The 17,259-nt window shown below is 67.6% G+C and carries 13 protein-coding genes, 1 pseudogene and 1 riboswitch; of the genes and pseudogenes, 11 read left to right on the forward strand and 3 right to left on the reverse strand.

What is annotated here, in order from left to right; translation table 11 throughout:
- Window positions 1-89: 89 nt before the first annotated feature.
- Both AB0915_RS03850 and AB0915_RS03855 read right to left on the reverse strand, forming a co-directional pair.
- Window positions 90-860 carry an enhanced serine sensitivity protein SseB gene (locus AB0915_RS03850; RefSeq protein WP_366689553.1) on the reverse strand — a complete coding sequence of 257 codons (771 nt, stop codon included), beginning with the start codon at window positions 858-860 and terminating at the stop codon, window positions 90-92.
- Window positions 861-1,005: 145 nt separating this feature from the next.
- Window positions 1,006-1,698: an AAA family ATPase gene (locus AB0915_RS03855; RefSeq protein ID WP_366689554.1), complete on the reverse strand. Its 693-nt coding sequence runs from the start codon at window positions 1,696-1,698 to the stop codon at window positions 1,006-1,008.
- 159 nt (window positions 1,699-1,857) lie between these two features.
- Window positions 1,858-1,955, forward strand: a riboswitch (glycine riboswitch).
- 141 nt (window positions 1,956-2,096) lie between these two features.
- Between AB0915_RS03855 and gcvT the strand changes: the two genes are divergently transcribed.
- The 11 genes and pseudogenes from gcvT to AB0915_RS03910 all read left to right on the forward strand — a co-directional run bounded on the left by gcvT (window position 2,097) and on the right by AB0915_RS03910 (window position 16,885).
- Entirely contained in the window at window positions 2,097-3,212 is a 1,116-nt protein-coding gene (gene gcvT, locus AB0915_RS03860) for a glycine cleavage system aminomethyltransferase GcvT (RefSeq protein WP_366689555.1), read from the forward strand.
- Window positions 3,213-3,281: 69 nt separating this feature from the next.
- On the forward strand, window positions 3,282-3,659 hold the full coding sequence (gene gcvH / locus AB0915_RS03865) for a glycine cleavage system protein GcvH (protein WP_037690095.1): 378 nt from the start codon (window positions 3,282-3,284) through the stop codon (window positions 3,657-3,659).
- Window positions 3,660-3,679: 20 nt separating this feature from the next.
- Complete coding sequence (gene glyA / locus AB0915_RS03870; RefSeq protein WP_366689556.1) at window positions 3,680-4,939, forward strand: serine hydroxymethyltransferase; 1,260 nt, start codon at window positions 3,680-3,682, stop codon at window positions 4,937-4,939.
- Window positions 4,940-5,095: 156 nt separating this feature from the next.
- Window positions 5,096-6,478 (forward strand): L-serine ammonia-lyase, encoded by a 1,383-nt coding sequence (locus AB0915_RS03875; RefSeq protein WP_366689557.1) that lies wholly within the window; start codon window positions 5,096-5,098, stop codon window positions 6,476-6,478.
- Between the two features lie 253 nt (window positions 6,479-6,731).
- A complete protein-coding gene (locus tag AB0915_RS03880; RefSeq protein ID WP_030351863.1) occupies window positions 6,732-7,346 on the forward strand; it encodes a type IV toxin-antitoxin system AbiEi family antitoxin domain-containing protein in 615 nt (204 codons plus the stop codon).
- On the forward strand, window positions 7,346-8,245 hold the full coding sequence (locus tag AB0915_RS03885; protein ID WP_366689558.1) for a nucleotidyl transferase AbiEii/AbiGii toxin family protein: 900 nt from the start codon (window positions 7,346-7,348) through the stop codon (window positions 8,243-8,245). The genes AB0915_RS03880 and AB0915_RS03885 overlap by 1 nt, the downstream gene beginning before the upstream one ends.
- Window positions 8,246-8,806: 561 nt before the next feature.
- The gene (locus AB0915_RS03890) at window positions 8,807-11,920 is read left to right on the forward strand and encodes a tetratricopeptide repeat protein (RefSeq protein ID WP_366689559.1); all 3,114 of its coding nucleotides are present in this window, start codon (window positions 8,807-8,809) and stop codon (window positions 11,918-11,920) included.
- On the forward strand, window positions 11,895-13,466 hold the full coding sequence (locus AB0915_RS03895; RefSeq protein ID WP_366689560.1) for an IS1380 family transposase: 1,572 nt from the start codon (window positions 11,895-11,897) through the stop codon (window positions 13,464-13,466). The genes AB0915_RS03890 and AB0915_RS03895 overlap by 26 nt, the downstream gene beginning before the upstream one ends.
- Before the next feature lie 391 nt (window positions 13,467-13,857).
- On the forward strand, window positions 13,858-14,274 hold the full coding sequence (locus AB0915_RS03900) for a hypothetical protein (protein ID WP_366689561.1): 417 nt from the start codon (window positions 13,858-13,860) through the stop codon (window positions 14,272-14,274).
- Between the two features lie 783 nt (window positions 14,275-15,057).
- Window positions 15,058-15,519, forward strand: a pseudogene (locus AB0915_RS03905) (DUF6445 family protein); the annotation flags it as partial.
- Window positions 15,520-15,904: 385 nt separating this feature from the next.
- Window positions 15,905-16,885: a terpene synthase family protein gene (locus AB0915_RS03910; protein WP_366689636.1), complete on the forward strand. Its 981-nt coding sequence runs from the start codon at window positions 15,905-15,907 to the stop codon at window positions 16,883-16,885.
- Between the two features lie 144 nt (window positions 16,886-17,029).
- On the opposite strand, the gene AB0915_RS03915 is transcribed toward AB0915_RS03910, so the two are convergent.
- Entirely contained in the window at window positions 17,030-17,245 is a 216-nt protein-coding gene (locus AB0915_RS03915; RefSeq protein WP_037690105.1) for an EF-hand domain-containing protein, read from the reverse strand.
- Between the last annotated feature and the right edge of the window lie 14 nt (window positions 17,246-17,259).

Genomic DNA, 17,259 nt, shown 5'->3' on the forward strand with positions numbered 1-17,259 from the left:
CCGATACTGGGCGTATCGGGGCGAGCCCGACAACGCAGCGCGCGTGCGTGCCAGGCGTCGCCAGGCAGGCGGGACTTTCGAAACACGCCCTAGTAACCCTCGCGCTGGTAGAACGGCCGGATCCTGGCCCGCATCCAGTCGGCGACCGGGTCCTGCGCCACGTCGAGCAGGACCAGATTGACCGGCCAGGGCACCTCGACACGGCCCAGTGCGCGGCCCAGGGCGTCCATCGGGGCGTTGCGCCCCGCGCCGTCCCAGGTGGAGAACTCGACGCCTATGAAGAGAACGGGATCGCCGCCCTCGATGCTGGCCAGCGTCCGGCGGGCGGTGCGCACGACGCCGCTCTCCTCGAATTCCCCGGCCGCGGCCGCGAGGAAATCGACGGGCTCCTCCTGCCAGTCCGGCTCGTACAGCCGGACCCGGCCGCCGGTGGCCGGCCCGTCCAGCGAGGTGCGTCCGGCGCGGCAGAGCTCGGCGACGGCGAGCGGCGGCAGCGGCATGCCGACGGCGCCGCCCGGGTTGACCGCTATGCCGAGCTGCGGGGGCAGCCCGCGGGCGAATTCGACGGCGGGCGCCACGGTGAAGGACATATGGGTGCCGACGCACTGCAGGAACTGATGTTCGGAGCTGAAGACGGGGACGTACGGAGCGCCCTCGATCTCCACCGTCGGCAGGTCGAGCGACGGGGCATCGGGGCCCCCGCCGTTGGGAAGCGGCACCCAGAGGTGACCGCGGCTGAGCACTTCGACGAGCCGGCCGCCCGCCTCCGGGCTGCCGAGCGAGGCAACCAGCACCTCTTCGAGCTCATTGGCCGGCCATCCGCTCTGCGGATGGTTCTGGACCGGTGCCGGAATGTCCACTGCGCTGCTTCCCCTTCTCACCCAAGCCTTGCCGCAGAACAGTAACTCCGGCGCGCCCCTCCGCGCTGACGGACGACCGGCTACCGGCGCCTCTCCTGCGCGGATCATGCGGGGCGCGCGGGGCCTGATCCGAAAAGAAGGACCCTCAGGGCAGTCCCGCCCCTCGGGCGTCGACGAACGTGATGCACGCCAGCATCCCGGCCGCCTCCCGGTCCAGCAGCACCGCCGAGGAGCAGCCGAGCGGCAGGTCGCCCGCCTCGGTGTCCCGCAGCAGCCGGCCGACGGCCCTGCGGTGCCGGGCGAAGGCGTATCCGGAGACTCCGCGCCCACGCTCGCGCTGGCCCTCCCTGGCCTCCTGGGAGGTGACGTCGAGCAGCACGAGATGCAGCGTGCGGCCGCAGCGCCGGGCGTGCCGGGCCAGCCAGCCCCGCACCCATGCCTGGGTCCCGCAGTCGTGGACGACGACGGACTCACCGGAGCACAGCGCCCGCCAGAGTCCCCAGTAATGGGCGACGCGGACCAGCGGGCGGTAGAGGGCGTACGGGAGTAAGCGGGGCACCCGCTGCGCCCAGCGGTCCCGGGTGTCCTGGGAGTCGATGGCCCGTACGGCCACAGCCCGCCGGATCAGTGTCGACTTTCCGCCTCCGGGCAGCCCGGAGACCACCACCACATCGCCTGTCGCGAAATGGAGCCCGCGCGGGCTGCGCCCGGCGCGCTCGCGCAGGTCCCGCACGACGGGTGCATGCGTGCCGGGCAATTCCCGGGCGCGTGCTCCCGGCTGCGCGGGCATCGCGCCGTGCGCGACCCCCGCGGTCGTCGCGTACCGCTGCAACGTCATCGCCCTCCCCCTGTCGGGTCACCCACGTCTGCCCAAGAAGTGTAAAGAAAAGGTAATGCGAGACAACCGTCCCACTACTTGTTCCGTGCATCGGGTACCGACGCCCCACTCTTCCGGAATGCGTGCGATGATGACCCGGCCAACTGCATAAAGGCCGCTTGAATCCGCGCGGGAGAGCTCCGGCCACAGTGTGTGCCGGGCGCCGAAGGAGCAAGATCCTCCCTTGAATCTCTCAGGCCCCGTACCGCGTGGATGAGGCAGATCTGAAAAGCGAGTCGCCCCGCGGCTCCACCCAAGGTGCAAGCCGAACCCCCCGGGGTCTCTCGGCGAACCTCTCAGGTTCCGATGACAGATGGGGAGGGGATCGTCCTCGTCGTCATGCCCTGGGAGCCACACCTATGAGCAACGCCCCCCGCCTCACCGCCCTCGACGCCCTGCATCGCTCGCTGGGCGCGACCATGACCGACTTCGCCGGCTGGGACATGCCGCTGCGCTACACCAGTGAGCGCGACGAGCACAACGCGGTGCGCACGAAGGCGGGTCTCTTCGACCTGTCGCACATGGGTGAGATCACCGTCACCGGCCCGCAGGCCGCGGCGTTCCTGAACTTCGCGCTGGTCGGCAACATCGGCACCGTAGCCGTCGGCCGCGCCCGCTACACGATGATCTGTGCCGAGGACGGCGGCATCCTGGACGACCTGATCGTCTACCGGCTGGGCGAGACCGAGTACATGGTCGTCGCCAACGCCGGGAACGCCCAGATCGTGCTGGACGCGCTGACTGCCCGCGCCGACGGGTTCGACGCCGAGGTGCGCGACGACCGCGACGCGTACGCGCTGCTCGCCGTCCAGGGCCCCGAGTCCCCCGCCATCCTGGCCTCGGTCACCGACGCCGACCTGGACGGTCTGAAGTACTACGCGGGCCTGCCCGGCACCGTCGCCGGTGTGCCCGCGCTCATCGCCCGTACCGGTTACACCGGCGAGGACGGCTTCGAGCTGTTCGTCGCCCCCGAGCACGCAGAGCAGCTCTGGCAGGCCCTCACGGCAGCGGGCGCCTCCCGTGGCCTGATCCCGTGCGGTCTGTCCTGCCGCGACACGCTGCGCCTGGAGGCGGGCATGCCGCTGTACGGGCACGAGCTGACCACCGAGCTGACCCCGTTCGACGCCGGTCTCGGCCGGGTCGTGAAGTTCGAGAAGGAGGGCGACTTCGTCGGCCGGAAGGCCCTGGAGGCCGCCGCCGAGCGCGCCGAGACCGCCCCGCCGCGCAAGCTCGTCGGTCTGATCGCCGAGGGCCGCCGGGTGCCGCGCGCCGGCTACCCCGTTGTCGCCGAGGGCCAGGTCGTCGGCGAGGTCACCTCCGGCGCCCCGTCGCCGACGCTCGGCAAGCCGATCGCCATCGCGTACGTGGACGCCGCGCACGCCGCGCCCGGGACCACGGGCGTCGGAGTGGACATCCGTGGCAGCCACGAACCGTACGAGGTCGTTGCCCTGCCGTTCTACAAGCGCCAGAAGTGACGCAGTCGCGTCTCACAGCGTAAGACCACCGTTCATCAGCACTCCCCCGCGTACAGGAGAATTCAGGTCATGAGCAACCCCCAGCAGCTGCGTTACAGCAAGGAGCACGAGTGGCTGTCGGCCCTCGAGGACGGTGTGGCCACGGTCGGCATCACCGAGTTCGCGGCCAACGCGCTCGGTGACGTCGTCTACGCCCAGCTCCCGGAGGTCGGTGACACGGTGACCGCGGGCGAGACCTGCGGCGAGCTCGAGTCGACCAAGTCCGTCAGCGACCTGTACTCGCCGGTGACCGGCGAGGTCACCGCCTCCAACCAGGACGTCGTGGACGACCCGTCGCTGGTGAACTCCGCTCCCTTCGAGGGCGGCTGGCTGTTCAAGGTACGCGTCGCGGAGGAGCCGAAGGACCTGCTCTCCGCCGACGAGTACACCGAGTTCTCCGGCAACTAAAGACTCCAAGGGACCACCTGATGTCGCTTCTCAACTCCTCCCTCCACGAGCTGGACCCGGACGTCGCCGCCGCCGTCGACGCCGAGCTCCACCGTCAGCAGTCCACCCTCGAAATGATCGCCTCGGAGAACTTCGCTCCGGTCGCGGTCATGGAGGCCCAGGGCTCCGTCCTCACCAACAAGTACGCCGAGGGCTACCCGGGCCGCCGCTACTACGGCGGCTGCGAGCACGTCGACGTGGTCGAGCAGATCGCCATCGACCGGATCAAGGCGCTGTTCGGCGCCGAGGCCGCCAACGTCCAGCCCCACTCGGGTGCACAGGCCAACGCCGCCGCGATGTTCGCGCTGCTGAAGCCGGGCGACACGATCATGGGTCTGAACCTGGCCCACGGCGGTCACCTGACCCACGGCATGAAGATCAACTTCTCCGGCAAGCTCTACAACGTGGTCCCGTACCACGTCGACGACACCGGCGTCGTGGACATGGCCGAGGTCGAGCGCCTGGCCAAGGAGTCCAAGCCGAAGCTCATCGTCGCCGGCTGGTCCGCCTACCCCCGTCAGCTGGACTTCGCCGCCTTCCGCCGCATCGCGGACGAGGTCGGCGCGTACCTGATGGTCGACATGGCGCACTTCGCCGGCCTGGTGGCCGCGGGTCTGCACCCGAACCCGGTGCCGCACGCCCACGTCGTCACGACCACCACGCACAAGACCCTCGGCGGTCCGCGCGGTGGCGTCATCCTGTCGACGCAGGAGCTCGCCAAGAAGATCAACTCTGCCGTCTTCCCGGGTCAGCAGGGTGGTCCGCTGGAGCACGTGATCGCGGCCAAGGCGGTCTCGTTCAAGGTCGCGGCGACCGACGAGTTCAAGGAGCGCCAGCAGCGCACCCTGGACGGCGCCCGCATCCTCGCCGAGCGTCTGGTGCAGCCGGACGTCACCGAGGTCGGCGTCTCCGTCCTCTCCGGCGGTACGGACGTGCACCTGGTCCTCGTCGACCTGCGCAACTCGGAGCTGGACGGCCAGCAGGCCGAGGACCGGCTCCACGAGCTCGGCATCACGGTCAACCGGAACGCCATCCCGAACGACCCGCGGCCGCCGATGGTCACCTCGGGTCTGCGGATCGGCACGCCGGCCCTGGCCACCCGTGGCTTCCAGGCCGAGGACTTCACCGAGGTCGCCGAGATCATCGCGTCGGCACTCAAGCCGTCGTACGACGCCGACGACCTCAAGGCCCGCGTGACCGCGCTGGCCGAGAAGTTCCCGCTGTACCCCGGCCTGAAGTAGTCCGGGTCACTTTTTGCACGTTTGGGGCGGGGCACCACGCACACTGGACAGTGAGCGCGGTGCCCCCACCCTTGTCCCGCCGCTCTTCGGACCGACCGGTCCGTACCGCACCGCCCGGCAGACAACGGCGTCTACCAACCTCTTAGGAGTCACACCGTGGCCATCTCGGTCTTCGACCTGTTCTCGATCGGCATCGGCCCGTCCAGCTCCCATACGGTCGGCCCGATGCGCGCGGCCCGCATGTTCGCGCGCCGCCTGAAGAACGAGGGCCTGCTCGCCCACACCGTTTCCATACGCGCCGAGCTGTTCGGCTCGCTCGGCGCCACCGGCCACGGTCACGGCACGCCCAAGGCCGTCCTGCTCGGCCTGGAGGGCGAGTCCCCCCGTACCGTCGACGTGGAGTCCGCCGACGACCGGGTGGACGCGATCCGCTCCTCGGGCCGGATCAACCTGCTGGGCATGCACGAGATCGACTTCGACGCCGACGAGCAGCTGGTCCTGCACCGCCGAAAGGCGCTCCCCTACCACGCCAACGGCATGACGATCTTCGCGTTCGACCGCGACGGCGCCCCACTGCTGGAAAAGACCTACTACTCCGTCGGCGGCGGCTTCGTCGTCGACGAGGACGCCGTGGGCGAGGACCGGATCGTCCTCGACGACACCGTCCTGAAGTACCCCTTCCGCACCGGCGACGAACTGCTGCGGCTCTCCCGCGACACCGGCCTGTCGATCTCCTCCCTCATGCTGGAGAACGAGCGGGCCTGGCGGACGGAGGAGGAGATCCGCTCCGGTCTGCTGGACATCTGGCGGGTCATGCAGGCATGCGTATCGCGCGGCATGGCCCGCGAAGGCATCCTCCCCGGTGGCCTGAAGGTCCGCCGCCGCGCCGCGAACACCGCACGGCAACTGCGCGCCGAGGGCGACCCGCAGGCCCACGCGATGGAGTGGATCACCCTCTACGCGATGGCGGTCAACGAGGAGAACGCCGCGGGTGGCCGCGTCGTCACCGCCCCGACCAACGGCGCAGCCGGCATCATCCCGGCCGTGCTGCACTACTACATGAACTTCGCGGCGGGCGGCGCCACCGAGGCCGAGAAGGAGGACAGCGTCGTCCGCTTCCTCCTCGCGGCCGGTGCCATCGGCATGCTGTTCAAGGAGAACGCCTCCATCTCCGGCGCCGAGGTCGGCTGCCAGGGCGAGGTCGGCTCCGCCTGCTCGATGGCCGCGGGAGCGCTCGCCGAGGTCCTCGGCGGCTCCGCCGAACAGGTCGAGAACGCCGCCGAGATCGGCATGGAGCACAACCTGGGCCTGACCTGCGACCCGGTCGGCGGTCTCGTCCAGATCCCCTGCATCGAGCGCAACGGCATGGCGGCGGTCAAGGCGGTCACGGCTGCGAAGATGGCGCTGCGCGGCGACGGCACCCACAAGGTCTCTCTCGACAAGGTCATCAAGACCATGAAGGAGACGGGCGCGGACATGAGCGTGAAGTACAAGGAGACCGCGCGCGGCGGGCTCGCGGTGAACATCATCGAGTGCTAGTCAGATTGGCCCTGACCAGTGCGTTTGTATCTTTCAGCACTGTCAGGGCCTTCCCTGCTTACGCGGCGGAAAGTCCCTGAAAACGCCCTGGGGCAGACGTGAAAGTCCCTGAAAAGTCCCTGGGATATCCCCCTGGAAGGGGCTTTTGACCTGCGGGTTCGCGGCACGTGATCAACGCCGGATGTGCCGCTCACCCACCAGCTGATGTATCAAATCGATCCCCCACCCCCACCCAAGGGGTATCATTCGATACATGAACGCTGCGGAAAACCCGCGCTTGGAGCAGCGGCTGGCCGGCCTCTCCCCCACATTCACGACGGCGCAGGCGCGACAGGCCCTGCTCTCCCCTCGCGATCTGGCGCACTTGGTCACAGAGGGGGAGATAGACGAACTGTCCCGTGGGGTGTACCGGCGGGCAGACGCCCCGGAAACGGCGCACGCGGATTTGCTGGCCGTGTGCGCACGGGCCCATCGCGCCGTCGTGTGCGGTGAATCCGCCCTGGCCCTGCATGAACTGATCGACGACATCCCCGCAGCAGTACACATCGCCGTGCCGCGCGGTTCACGCCGCCCGACGATTTCCTACCCGCCGACCGTGGTGGCGCAGTACGCCGCAAAGACCTTCGACCTCGGTATCGAACGGTTCGAAGCAGCCCCGGGAGAAACCATCCCCATGTACAACGCAGCTCGCAGCGTCGTCGACGCAATGCGCCATCGCAGCCGCCTCGGCGAAACCCTCGCCCTGTCCGCGCTCGGCCGCTACCTGCGTCGAAGCGGGCGCGGCGGGGTTGGCGAACTCCAGCACATCGCACGCGAGTTGGACGCCCTCTCCGTCGTCCGCCCCGCCGTAGAGGCGGTGCTCGCCTGATGGCCAACCCCACCCGCGACACCACCGCCGGCCGCGTCTACAACGACCTGCGCAACCTGGCGCGCCGCAACAGCCGGTCCACGGACGAGGTCATGGTCGAGTACATCCTCGAACGGTTCCTCTACCGCCTGGCCTCATCGTCCCTGGGCCGGGAGCACTTCGTCCTCAAAGGTGGCCTGCTGCTCGCCCAGTTCGGCGCACGTCGAATGACCCGGGACATCGACATCCTCGGTCGATCTTTCCCAGGCACAGAAACAGAGATCATCCACAGAATCGCGGCCATCGCCGCCACCGAGAGCGACGACGGCGTCGTATTCGATCCCACGACACTCAAGACCGTCCCCATTCGTGAGGAGGACGAATACCACGGTCTACGCCTGTCGATGGCCGCCTCCATCGCCCGAGCGCGACTCAAGCTCCAACTGGATATCAGCTTCGGCGACCCCGTCATCCCCGGCCCCCGGATCATCGACTATCCGCAGCAACTCACGACGGACAGCTTCCAGATCCTCGGCTACCCACTCGCCACCGTCATCGCCGAAAAACTCTCCACCGCCATCTCACTCGGCGACCTCAACACCCGCGACCGCGACTACGGCGACCTCTACCGCCTGCTCACCCTCAACGACCTGGACGGCCAAGAACTCACCACAGCGCTGACCGCCACCGCCACACACCGCGGCATCACTCTGAAACCCCTCAGCACCACCATCACTGACCTCGGCGAGCGCCGCCAGACCTCCTACACCGCCTGGCGCCGCCGGCAAGGCACCGCCGCAACGAGCTACCCCGGACGCTTCACGGACGTCGTCCGGCAGGTCACCGCCTTCGCAGACACACTCCTCAACGGCGAGGCTGTCAGCCTCACTTGGAGTGCGGCGACCCTCACGTGGTCATGAACCAGGCCTGGCCGACCGACCAGGCCTTCGGGGCAACCCCGGAACCTACGCATGACGAATTGTCCGATCTTGATCCACCGGCTTCCATGGGCATCCACCACAAGAACGAAACACCTGGTCAGTGCTGGTGTCGGACGACCATGGACCAAGTTGGACCACCCCAGATTTCCCACCACCTGAGACCACAACTGAGACTGAGGAGTCTTGAGACCACTGGCTCCTGGGGGGCGCGTGGCCGACCTCAACATCAACGATCGTGTCAGCGACGAAGCCCCGATTCCATGCAACTCTTGCCGCCTCTCAGCCGATACTGACCCAACATGGGAAACGCGTGCGCGCCGTGCTGGGGAGCGAGACACCCAGTCGGCCCGCAGAGGGGACTGAGATGAGGGCACGCAGTAGGCCGTCGGGCAAAGAAAGGTCGACGGTCACCGTTCGCCACGGGAGTCGGCGGGTCCAGCGGTGACGGAATCCACTTTCCAGGCAATAGGGGCCGGATCCGTCGCCGCCCATCACATCGGGACAGCGGTCACCGGCCCGGTCAACGTTCTGACGGCCGAGTTGCTGAGCTCGGCGCGCGATGTTCAGGCACCTGCCGGGCTCACCAACCTGCCGCCGCTCCCGCTGTGTTTCGGCCGCGCGAACGAGCTGGACTGGCTGCGCGGCACGCTCGGGCAGCCGGCCGCCGGGACTGCCGTCGTCCAAGGCCTCGGCGGAGTCGGCAAAAGCACCCTCGCCCTTGCGTACGCCCACAGACACCGTCGCGACTACACCGTGATGTGGTGGATTGCCGCTGCATCACCCGACCACATCGCGCAATCGCTGGCCGACCTCGCTCTGCGGTTGATCCCTGTGTGGGCCGGCAGCGCGACTACCGAAGAGCGCGCCGCCTGGGCGATGTTGTGGCTGCAGTGGCATCCGGGGTGGCTGCTGGTCTTCGACAACGTTGAGGATCCGCCCGATCTGCAGCCCTACGTCAGCGCGCCTAACGGTCACGTCATCGCCACGAGCCGACGGTCAGCTAGCTGGCCGACCTCCATCGCAACGCTGGCCCTCGACGTACTCGACCTGGCTGCAGCGAGTGATCTCCTCTGTAGGCAGGTGCTCGGCGCGACTTCGCCGACCCATCGTCAGATACAGGAGACCCGGGCCCTCTCAGCCGATCTGGGGCAGCTTCCCCTCGCCCTGATGCAGGCCGGCGCCTACCTCGCGCAGAACCCGACGATCAGCATTGAACGTTACCGCCGACGGCTGATAGGCGCGTTGGACAAGGCTCCCGAAGGTGTAGACCCAGAGCGCACGGTCGCCCGGATCTGGCGCCAGACGATTAGCACCCTCACGGAGCGTAACCCCCTGGCGGTCCGCGTCCTGTCCACACTGGCGTGGCTAGCCCCCGATGACATCCCAGTTGGACTGCTGACCCCTATTGCCGACGACAGCGACGACCTTCACGAAGCCCTAGGGGTGCTTGCTGTCTACTGCATGGTCTCCCTCACTCCGGACTCGGTGAGCATCCACCGCCTCGTCCAGACCACACTCCGGAACCAGTCGCCCATCGGTGACAGCGCGCTAACCGGCAGGTTGGAGGCCGAACGGCTGCTGAGCGCTGCGGTCGCCCCCCTGGGAGAACCACCCGACTCTGGCCGGTCCCCCACCTGGGATCGGCTGCTTCCGCACCTCGTCGCGCTCGCGGCCACCACTCCTGACGGACACGCTGACACCTTTCCCGCCGGCCGGTACGCGAGCGCTGCACTCTACCTCCAGGGCCTCGGCCTTGACGGCCGCGCCGTTCCGCTACTCACGGCGGCCCTCGCCCGCTGCGAAGCGCTCGCTGGCGCCGAGCACGAAATCACCATGAAGGTCCGTTCGAACCTGGGCGACGCCTACCACGGAGCCGGGGACTTCGAACGGTCCATCGCCATCCTCGAACCGTTGGTCGCCCAGTGCGCGCAGGTACTCGGCGACTCGCATCTAGGGACGCTCACGGTCGCCGCCAACCTTGCCAACTCGTACCGTGACTCCGGCGATCTGGCCCGTGCCATCACACTCCACGAGGAGACGTTGGCCCGGCGTAGGCACGCACTTGGCAACGATCACCCCGACACTCTCGTCAGCTGCGAGGAACTGGCCCGCACCTACCATGCGTCCGGCGACTTGGGTCGGGCTGTCTCTCTGTATGAGGCCACACTCACGCATCACCAGCGATCCCTAGGACCTACTCACCCTGCCACGCTGAGCAGCCAGCACGGTCTAGCGGCGGTCTACCTCGCTTCAGGCGACCTGTCCCGCGCCATTCCGATGTACACCGCCGTCTTCACACAGTGGCAGCAGGCGTTCGGCGACAGCGAATCCGAAACCATCACCAGCCGGAACAACCTTGCCTACGCCTATCTGATCGCCGGACGCCCTGACCAGGCAGCGCAGCACCTCGAGACGGCCCTGGCCCGATGCGAGGAGGTGTACGGCGAGGCGTACCCAGAGACCATTGCCATCCGTGCGAATCTCGGCTGCGCCTACCGAGACGCCGGAGACTTTACCCGTTCGCTTCCATTGCTGGAGACTGCGGCCGCGCAGAGCGCCCACCTCCTCGGCGAGGGCCATCCTCAGACCTTGACCACCAGGAACGGGCTAGCGCAGGCATACCGGGCCGCCGGCCACGATGGACAGGCGATCGCCCAGTACGACACCATCCTCAAGCACCGTGCCGCGCTGCTCGGCGAGACCCACCCCCATACCCTCGCCACCCGAAGCGGCCTCGCGAATGCACACCTCGCGGCGGGCGACCCTGATCGCGCCGTCCCGCTGTTCGAAACCGTCGTCACCCAGTGCGAGCAGGTCTTCGGCGAGTCCCACCCGGACACCCTGTCCAACTACATCGGCCTGGCCGACGCACTACGCCAGACGGACAATCCGGCACAGGCCGTCCCTCTCTCTGAGTCAACGCTGGAGCGGTGCGTCCGTTCGCTCGGCGAGGACCACCCGCACACCGTGGTGTGTCGGAGCAACCTGGCCCTCGCGCATCTCGCAGTTGGCGACGCTCCGCGCGCCGTCCAGCTCCTCGAAGCCGCCGTGTGCAACGCCAGCCTCATCTTCGGCGACACACACCCGCACACGGTCACCAGCCGGATAAACCTGGCCGCCGCTCACATGGAGTCCGACAACGCGGCACAGGCCGTCACCGTCCTGGAGGACGTCCGCGCCCAGTTGGAGGCCGAACTCGGCCGCGCGCACCCGCAAACGCTTCACTCCACCGCCATGCTGGCCCGTGCGCTTGGCGGGTCCGGCGGCCTCCTCCCGGCGACCGAACTGCTGGAACACAGCGTTGCGCTCGCCGAGAAGGAACTCGGCGTCACCCACGCGGACACAGTCAAGCAACGGCAGTACCTGGCTGAGATCTACCGGGCCAACGACCAACCCGACTTGGCTGTGCCGCTGTACGAAGCCAACCTCGCCCATTGGCAGCAGACCCTCGGCGACCATCCCAATGTCCTGAACGCCCAACTCACCCTGGCGGACACCCACCAGGAAGCCGGCGCACACCAAAAAGCGATCGCCGTCTATCGCGTTGCCCTCGACCGGATCGAGCCCACCCTGGGCCCGGAGAACCCGCTCGTCACTCAGGTCCGCGCAAGGATCGACGCAGCCGAGCATGCCACTTCGCGGTCCGACCGTTAGCCCTGGCTATTCAGCGAAATTGGTGGAGCTGACGCCCTGGCAGCAGAAAGGTGCCGTTGGCCTGCGAGGATGCGAGTGTCTACGTCGTATCCGCTGCAGAGAGCAAGGCACCTTTCTGGTGGTCGAGAGTACAGGGTGGGACCGGCGGCTGTCCGTGGCGGCTGACGGGAAGAGACTGGTGGGGCATGCGGGGGCAGTGCTACTGCGGAAACTTGCCGACCGCTTGGGGCTGACGGGTGGACTGGCCCGGGTGCTGCCGTCGAGTACGGCGGCCGGGTGGCGGGAGCGGGGCGGGGTGCTGTTCCAGCTGGCGGTGGCGATCGTGCTCGGCGCGCGGAGTCTGCTGGAGGCCGAGCAGCTCCACCTGCATCACCAGGGACTCTTCGGACCGGCGGTGTCTGACTCGACGATGCGCCGGGTGCTGGCCGGACTCGACGAACACACGCTGCGAAAGATCGCGAAGGTGCGGCGGCGGGTACGCCGTCACGTGTGGGGCCTGCTGTATCTGCGGCCCGGCGGCTTCCCGTATCTCACGGTCGCCGGACGGCACTTGAAGGGCTGGATCGTCGTGGACCTCGATGCCACGGTCATCACCGCTGCTTCGAAGAAGGAAGGGGCGGCAGCGACGTTCAAGGGTACGTTCGGCTTCCACCCGCTGGCCGGCTGGTGCGCGAACACCGGTGAGAGCCTGGCGATGGAGCTGCGCTGCGGGAATGCCGGGGCGAACACCGTCGAGGACCACCTGCGCGTGCTGGCTGCCTGCCTGGAGCAGGTCCCCGGCTCCTCGCAAGCCAAGCTGCTCATCCGCGTCGACGGCGCCAGGGCCACGCACGGCCTGCTGGAGCACTTGGAGGCCCTGAACACGAAGCGGCGCACGGTCCGCTACACCGTCGGCTGGAAGATCACGCCCGAGGACGAGGCGGCGATCGCGAAGCTCCCCGAAAGTGCATGGGAGACCTCCCTGCACCAAGACGGCAACGTCCAGGAGGGCTACCAGGTCGCCGAGTTGACTGGGGTGAACACCCGCGACGGCTGGCCCGAGGGGATGCGGCTGATCGTCCGCCGGGTCAGCCCCTCGCGGCGGCAGATGAAGAAGCTGACCGACTTCGAGAAGAAGACCGGCTGGCGCTACTCGATCACCGCCACGAACATCCGGCACATGTGGGGCATCCCCGGTTCCCATCAAGTCCAGTTCCTCGATGTCCTGCACCGCGACCACGCCGAGGTGGAGGACCGCATCCGCACCGGCAAAGCGATGGGACTGCACAACCTCCCGTCCAAGTCATGGCAGATCAACGCCGGATGGATGCTCGCCTGCAACCTCGCAGCCGATCTCAACGCCTGGCTGCGGCTGCTCACCCTGCACGATCAGGACGAGCTTGAACACGCCGAGCCGGACACCATGCGCTTCCGTCTCTACCATCTGCCCGCCCGCCTCACCGACCACGCCCGCCGACGCTTCCTGCGCATCGAACGGACCTGGCCCTGGGCGAAGGCGTTCACCACCTGCTGGCACCGGCTGACCGCCCTGCCCGCCCTCAGCTGACGACCAGACCACCAGCCCCGACGAGATAAGGGAAGGAGCAACCCCGCACGACCTCCGGGTGCCGTGGAACCCCGGCGCAGCCGCAGCGACACGCGAAGGCCCCGCCCGCTCTCACGCGGAACAAACGGGGCGAACCAGCAACCCGGTCAGGCACTCACGACCACTGACGAATCGAGGTTAGTACTCCATTGAAGTTCTCCGCTTCCCTGGTCAGCGGCCTGGCAGTCAGGAGCGTAGCCAGGCCGCGCCAGGGCAGGAAGGTGTTCGCTGAGCTCGTGTGGAGTGAGGCCGGTCGACGATCTGTGAATGCAGAATTGCCGTGTGCGCGCTGGCTGGGCGGCTTAGTCTGATGCCCTGGCCTCAGTCAATGACAGGAATTCAGGGGTGGGTTGTGGGAGCGGAGATCGTGCAGTTCTTGGAGCAGGCAGGGCCGTATCTAAGCGCAGCCCTGGGTGCCTATGGTGCGGGGGTACTGGCCCGGGCTGAGGACGCTGCGGTGGGAGCCACGGCGAACGCAGGGCGCAGTATTTTGCACGCGGTCTGGCGGCGCCGGAGCCCGGCCGGACGCCAGGAGCTGGAGGCGGCGGTGCGTGAGGCGGCCGAGGAGCCGGAGGACACCGATGCTGCAGCCGCGCTGCGTCAGCAGATCAAGCGGACTCTAAGGGAGAATCCACAATTGCTTGCCGAACTGGCCGCCCAACTTCCCGCGGCCGGCGCAGTGACGATCACCGCGTCCGGTGAACGGTCTATCGCCGCACAGACGATCGGCACGGCCATCACCGGAGACAACACCACGATCCGTCCGTGACCCCGCCTCGGCTGTGGGGTTCTTGCCACCAGTCTTCGAACTGTGCGCGATACCGTCGACCCTGGTCTGATCCACCCCGCACACCAGGAAATGTCGGTCGCTGAACCGACCGACGCCAGCCGGAACCTGATGCGCCTCCCAACTTCCCTCAGACTCCTCACACCCTCGCAGCGCGCTCTTTCATTTCCGCCTCGCGTAGCATCTCGTGGATCGGCTGACCTCCCTGTTCTCCGAGTACCGAACCTTGGCTCTTTGATCCGACTGCTGCACAGCCACAACTCGTCAACGGCGGCCGTGGCCTCGTCTCTTCGATCAAAGTCTTGACCTGCTGCTGAACTGTCGGCGGTGTCGACGTCGATCATCGTTGAGCACCCTTCCACTACCCGGGAGGGCGCTCGTGCATGAGCACCGCATAACGAGAGCGGGCTCGCCGAAACCATCGCGTGGCGCCCGATCGTCAACTGCCCAATCCCGCAAGCTTTCACGCAACACGCGATACGTTGTAATCAGCTCTCGACAAAAAGTCCCCACAAAGTCCCTGACGTGATTCAAGACAAGCCTGGGCACGCCAAAACTGCAGGTCAGTCCCATGATCAACAGCCGTCCACATGTCCGTGAAGTACAAGGAGACCGCCCGCGGCGGGCTCGCGGTGAACATCATCGAGTGCTGAGCGTATAGGCCCTGATCAGCGCCTTCGGATCCTTCGGCGATGATCAGGGCCTTCCCTGGCAGCATGGCGGAAGGTCCCTGACCGAAACGGAGGTGGATGACCCCCAAGGGGGCTCACCCGCCTGCTGCCGGTCTGAACGGGGCGCTCTTTACCGATCTGGGCCGAACGGCCCTCCGGCGGCGGCACGTTCAATCACCACTGCGTCCAGGTCGTCGGCGAGGGCGAGTGCGAGTCGCGCCCCCACACCGATTCGCGCACGCTCTGCCGTTACGCCGCGGTGCTCTATCTCAACCCGAAGGTGCCCAAGGGCTGCGGGACCAGCTTCTACCGCCAGAGTCTGCCCGGCGGCTGGCTGGGCGGGAACCAGGTGATCGCGCCGCACAACAACCTCGTCGACGCGCGGGGCACCCGTTTCGTGGCGCCGGATTCCTTCACCGAGGACATCAGGGTCCCGTACCGCGCAAACCGGTTGCTCCTCTACGCCGCCAACATGATTCACAGCGCCACCGGCTACTGGGGCCGGACTCTCGAAGAGAAGCGGATGACGGCGGTCTTCTTCTGGATGGCCGGCTGACCCCGCCGCCACGCCTGACCCGCCCCGCGCTGTCGGACCTCCCCTGTGCCACTCGATCCACCTTTCACCAACTACCCATCAGCGAACAGGCATTCATTGCGATCATGCGCATTCGCTCACAAACGGCTTCCCTCGGCCGCGCTCTACGGTTCACTGGACGTGACGAGTGGTGACGCGATCGCCATAACGGCGCGGTCCGCCGCCGAGGGCCCACGGCCCGGCTCGGATGCCCGGCCCCGGCGGAGGAAAGAGGACAGCGAGGAGCTCCCCGAGAATCGATCACCCGCCGCCTGCGTTGATTCGCGAATACGACTCATTCCCATTCCCTGTTCGTAACGTTCAGACGAGGGGCACCGTGAGCAAAATTGCGCTTCCAGAGTTCCATATGCCGTTCGAGAGCACGGGTTGCAACCCAGGCATTCAGAAGACCAAACAGGCCGCCTGGGAGTGGGCGGACGACAACGACCTGATCCTGTCACCGGTTGCTCAGAAGAAAATGGTCCGGACGCGCCCCGAACTCTGGATATCGCTCATATTCCCGGCCGCGTCGCAGGAACACCTCGACCTCTTCTGCCAGTGGCTGTTCTGGGCGTTCCTGGTCGACGACGAGTTCGACGACGGGCCCGCCGGCCGCGATCCGCACCTGTGCGAGGAGGCGATCGCACGGCTGGTGGACGTGCTCGACGGCACCGGTGCGCCGAACGGTCCCATGGAGCACGCGCTCGACGGCCTCAGGCTGCGGACCTGCGAGGGGCGGTCGCCGCGCTGGGTCCGGCAGTTCCGCCGGGACACGGTCGCCTGGCTCTGGACGTACTACGCGGAGGCCGTCGACCGGGCTGCGGGGCATGTGCCGAGCATGGCCGACTTCGTGAAGCACCGCCGCGATTCGGTGGCCATGCAGCCGTTCCTCGATCTGCACGAGATCACTGCCGGAATAGATCTCCCGGAATCCGCCCGATCCCTTCCCGCTTATATCGCGCTGCGCAATTCGGTGACCGATCACTCGGGACTCTGCAACGACATCTGCTCGTTCGAGAAGGAAGCCGTCCTCGGATACGAGCACAATATGGTCAGACTCATTCAGCGGGACCGCTGCTGCTCGGTCCAGGAGGCCGTCGATGAGGCCGGGACATGGCTGGCGGGGATCGCCGACCGGGTGCAGCGATCGGAGAAGGAGCTCGTCGAGGAGATAGAGGCGGCTCATATCGACGGCCCTGCGCGCGCCGCGCTGGAGCGCTGCATCCAGGACTACCGGGGGCTCGTCCGCGGGGACTTCGACTACCACGCACGGGCGGAGCGGTACACCCGCCCCGACCTGACGGAAATCGACGAACAGCACGCCCTGTCCCGGAACTTCGCCGCCTGACCGCACGGGCCCGGAGGGCTGGATCCAGCCAGTCGTGGTTCAGCCGAAGCAGTCGTCCAGGGGCGCCGGCTCGTCACCTGCGCCCCATCAGTGCCCGGTGGTCCGGCGGACCCCGGCCGGGCAGGCCGGGGGTCCCTCCGGCGATCAGCCCTTGTTCTGGGCAGCCCAGAACTCGTCGAAGGTGAGGAGACCGTCACCGTTCGTGTCGTGGGAGTTGATGACGGCCTGGGCCACCGGCTCGGTGACGTAGGGGTCACCCAGCTGAGCCATCACGCTCTTGTACTCGGCGGCCGAAATCAGACCGTCGCCGTTGAGGTCGTACCGCTCGAACGCCTTGCGCGCCGACTCGATGTCCGCCACTGTTCAGCCCCTTC

Origin of the sequence: Streptomyces sp. NPDC048411 (assembly GCF_040704695.1) — a bacterium.
Classification (GTDB): Bacteria; Actinomycetota; Actinomycetes; order Streptomycetales; family Streptomycetaceae; genus Streptomyces.

What these genes read in the sequence shown, in the direction of transcription:
- AB0915_RS03855 (WP_366689554.1), bottom strand. Translation starts at nt 1,698, where the DNA reads ATGACGTTGCAGCGGTACGCGACGACCGCGGGGGTCGCGCACGGCGCG.
- AB0915_RS03910 (WP_366689636.1), top strand. Translation starts at nt 15,905, where the DNA reads ATGCCGTTCGAGAGCACGGGTTGCAACCCAGGCATTCAGAAGACCAAA.
- AB0915_RS03895 (WP_366689560.1), top strand. Translation starts at nt 11,895, where the DNA reads ATGCCACTTCGCGGTCCGACCGTTAGCCCTGGCTATTCAGCGAAATTG.
- glyA (WP_366689556.1), top strand. Translation starts at nt 3,680, where the DNA reads ATGTCGCTTCTCAACTCCTCCCTCCACGAGCTGGACCCGGACGTCGCC.
- gcvT (WP_366689555.1), top strand. Translation starts at nt 2,097, where the DNA reads ATGAGCAACGCCCCCCGCCTCACCGCCCTCGACGCCCTGCATCGCTCG.
- AB0915_RS03885 (WP_366689558.1), top strand. Translation starts at nt 7,346, where the DNA reads ATGGCCAACCCCACCCGCGACACCACCGCCGGCCGCGTCTACAACGAC.
- AB0915_RS03880 (WP_030351863.1), top strand. Translation starts at nt 6,732, where the DNA reads ATGAACGCTGCGGAAAACCCGCGCTTGGAGCAGCGGCTGGCCGGCCTC.
- gcvH (WP_037690095.1), top strand. Translation starts at nt 3,282, where the DNA reads ATGAGCAACCCCCAGCAGCTGCGTTACAGCAAGGAGCACGAGTGGCTG.